The organism is Streptomyces glaucescens (assembly GCF_002154375.1).
In the GTDB taxonomy this organism is placed as follows: domain Bacteria; phylum Actinomycetota; class Actinomycetes; order Streptomycetales; family Streptomycetaceae; genus Streptomyces; species Streptomyces glaucescens.
Genome location: NZ_MUND01000535.1, coordinates 1 through 3,528 on the forward strand (window position 1 = coordinate 1; position 3,528 = coordinate 3,528).

At 69.9% G+C, this 3,528-nt stretch carries 3 protein-coding genes; 2 read left to right on the top strand and 1 reads right to left on the bottom strand.

Annotation, left to right across the window (positions count from 1 at the left end; all coding sequences use genetic code 11):
- Both CCN42_RS30910 and CCN42_RS30915 read left to right on the top strand, forming a co-directional pair.
- Positions 1 to 2,313, top strand: a 2,313-nt coding sequence (locus CCN42_RS30910; protein WP_245877542.1) for an immune inhibitor A domain-containing protein, incomplete at its 5' end; no start/stop codon positions are given.
- Between the two features lie 121 nt (positions 2,314 to 2,434).
- The gene (locus CCN42_RS30915) at positions 2,435 to 2,764 is read left to right on the top strand and encodes a hypothetical protein (RefSeq protein WP_086740573.1); all 330 of its coding nucleotides are present in this window, start codon (positions 2,435 to 2,437) and stop codon (positions 2,762 to 2,764) included.
- 28 nt (positions 2,765 to 2,792) lie between these two features.
- On the opposite strand, the gene CCN42_RS30920 is transcribed toward CCN42_RS30915, so the two are convergent.
- Positions 2,793 to 3,389, bottom strand: coding sequence for a nicotinamidase (locus CCN42_RS30920; protein ID WP_086168062.1), 597 nt, complete (start codon positions 3,387 to 3,389; stop codon positions 2,793 to 2,795).
- Positions 3,390 to 3,528 lie beyond the last annotated feature (139 nt).

Below are 3,528 nucleotides of genomic sequence, written 5' to 3' on the forward strand. Positions count from 1 at the left end.
GCGGCCGCGACCGCGGTCGCGCTCGCGGCGGCCACCGCCGGCTTCTCGACCGTGGCGCAGGCCGACCCGGCCGGCCCCGAGAAGCCCGCCGTCATCGACCGGCAGGACCCGGCGTCCGTCAAGGCCCACGAGGAGCACGACCTCGAAGGCCCGTTCACCAAGACCCAGGAAGCCCAGCGCGAAGAGGCCCTGAAGCAGGTCATATCGGGCGAGGCCGAGATACAGAAGCGCGACGGCTCCCAGGTCGTCGAGCTGACCGGCCGCAAGGGCGCCGGCAAGTACGTCGAGCTGGGCCGGGAGAAGACCGACAAGATCTTCACCATCCTGGTCGAGTTCGGCGACAGGACCGACCCCCGCTACGGCGGCACCCCCGGCCCGCTGCACAACCAGATCGCCGCGCCGGACCGCACCAAGGACAACAGCACCGCCTGGCAGGCGGACTACGACCGCGAGCACTACCAGAACCTCTACTTCGGCGACGGCGCCGACTCGATGAAGACCTACTACGAGAAGCAGTCCTCGGGCCGCTACTCCATCGAGGGCGAGGTCTCCGACTGGGTCAAGGTCCCCTACAACGAGGCCCGTTACGGCTCCAACAAGTGCGACCCGGACAACTGCGCCTGGTACGCGGTGCAGGACGGCGTCACCGCCTGGGTCCAGGCGCAGAAGGCCGCCGGCAAGTCGGACGCCGAGATCAAGGCCAAGCTCGCCGAGTACGACCAGTGGGACCGCTACGACTTCGACGCCGACGGCGACTTCAACGAGCGCGACGGCTACATCGACCACTTCCAGATCGTGCACGCCGGCGAGGACGAGTCGGCCGGCGGCGGCGCGCAGGGCGAGGACGCGATCTGGGCCCACCGCTGGTACGCGTTCGGCACCGACCAGGGCGCCACCGGCCCCGACTTCAACAAGCTCGGCGGCACCCAGATCGGCTCCACCGGCATCTGGGTCGGCGACTACACCATCCAGCCGGAGAACGGCGGACTCGGCGTCTTCGCCCACGAGTACGGCCACGACCTCGGCCTGCCGGACCACTACGACACCCAGGGCGGCGAGAACTCCACCGGGTTCTGGACCCTGATGTCCTCCGGCTCCTGGCTCGGCCGCGGCCAGGGCGCCATCGGCGACCTGCCCGGCGACATGACCGCCTGGGACAAGCTCCAGCTGGGCTGGCTCGACTACGACACGGCCAAGGCCGCCACGAAGTCGAAGCACAAGCTGGGCGTCGCCGAGTACAACACCAAGAACGCCCAGGCTCTCGTGGTCACCCTGCCGAGGAAGCAGGTCACCACCGAGATCGTCGCCCCGGCCGAGGGCGGCAAGCAGTGGTGGAGCGGCAGCGGTGACGACCTGCGCAACACCCTGACCCGCTCGGTCGACCTGACCGGCAAGAAGTCGGCGGCGCTGACCCTCGACGGCTGGTACGAGATCGAGAAGGACTACGACTACCTCTACACCGAGGTGTCCACCGACGGCGGCGCCACCTGGACCGCCCTGGACGGCACGGTGGGCGGCCAGCCGATCCCGCGGGACGGCAGCGGCAAGCCGGCCCTCACCGGCACGGTCGACGGTTACCAGAAGCTGGCGTACTCCCTGGACGCCTACGCGGGCAAGAAGTTCGACCTGCGCTTCCGCTACCAGAGCGACGGCGGCGTGGCGCTGAAGGGCTTCGCGGCCGACTCCATCACCGTCACCGCCGACGGCACCGCGCTGTTCACGGACAACGCCGAGGGCGACGACGCCGGCTGGGCGAAGAAGGGCTTCTCCCGCATCGGGGCGACCTTCACCGAGGAGTACGACCAGTTCTACATCGCCGAGAACCGGCAGTACGTGTCGTACGACAAGACGCTCGAGGTCGGCCCGTACAACTTCGGGTTCGCGAGCCGTCCGGACTGGGTGGAGCACTACCCGTACCAGAACGGCCTGTTGATCTGGAAGTGGGACACCTCGCAGAAGGACAACAACACCAGCGACCACCCGGGCGTCGGTCTGCTGCTCCCGGTGGACTCGCACCCGGCGCCGCTGAAGTTCGCCGACGGCACGCTGATGCGCAACCGGGTCCAGGCCTACGACTCGCCGTTCAGCCTGTACCGCACGGACGGCATCACGCTGCACAAGGCGGACGTCGCGACCCGCGTCCCGTCGTCGAAGGGCGTGCCGGTCTTCAACGACCACACGAACACCTACTACGACGCGGCCACCCCGACCGCCGGCGTCAAGATCACTGACACCAACACCAAGATCAGGATCGTCAAGGAGGCCTGGAACGGCTCCACGATCTCCGTCGAGGTCGGCCCCGCGGTGAAGTAGTCGGTATCTCCGCAGGTCAGAAGCGTATCGGCGGCAACCCCTTGGCGGGTTGCCGCCGATCGTGTTCAGATGCGTCCTGTGGAATTCTTATTGACACCGGCTGACACGGGGATGTGACCGCATGGCCGCAGGAGGTTTCTGCAAGCTGCCGAACGGCACGGTGGTGGTGGCACTGAACCTGCCCAGCCCCGCCGACCGCGGCCCCGGCAGCGTCCGCGTGCTCGTCCACGCCCAGAACCGGGCGCGCGCCCTGACCAGGCTGCGCAACCTGGGGCTGCGCGCCGTCTACCTGCGGGGCAACGCGGCCCCGCCGACCCCGGACGAGATCACCGCCGTCCTGCACCACCCCGACGGCCTGATATGGCGCACCGCCCCCGACAACGGTGTCGCGGTCATGGAGCTGTGGCGCCCGATCCGGTCCCTGCTGCGCCCGTCGACGGCACCGGCCTGACCCGGGCCCGACCCGGGCCGGGCCCGGGTCAGGCGGCGCCGGAGACGACCGGCTTGCCGGTCAGCTCCACGCCCGCCTCGCGCATCTCCTCCAGCGCCCGGTCGACGCTCTCCTGGCTCACCCCGGCGGTGAGGTCGAGCAGGACCTGGGTGCGGAAGCCCTCGCGCGCGGCGTCCACGGCGGTGGCCCGCACACAGTGGTCGGTGGCGATGCCGACCACGTCGACCTCGTCGATCTTGCGGGTCCGCAGCCACTCGGCGAGCGACACCCCGTTCTCGTCGGTCCCCTCGAACCCGCTGTACGCCGCCGAGTACGCCCCCTTGTCGAACACCGCGTCGATCGCCCCGGAGGCGACGGCGGGCGCGAAGTTCGGGTGGAAGCCGACGCCCTCCGTGCCCGCCACGCAGTGGGCGGGCCAGGAGTGGACGAAGTCGGGCTCGTCCGCGAAGTGGCCGCCGGGCGCGATGTGGTGGTCGCGGGTGGCCACCACGTGCCGGTATCCGGCGGGGGCCTGCCCGATCAGCTCGGTGATCGCGGCGGCCACATCGGCACCTCCGGCCACCGGGAGGCTGCCCCCCTCGCAGAAGTCGTTCTGCACGTCTACGACGATCAAGGCGCGGCGCATGGTCGGTGTCCTTCGGCTATGGGTCTCGGAGGTCCGCAGGTGAACTTCCGAGCCTAGAGACTTCGTTCGCGGTGCGGGAGGGGGCATCGGGGGCGTACGGGGCGGCCTGAAGTCAGCTGCCCGCCTCGCCGTGCAGGTA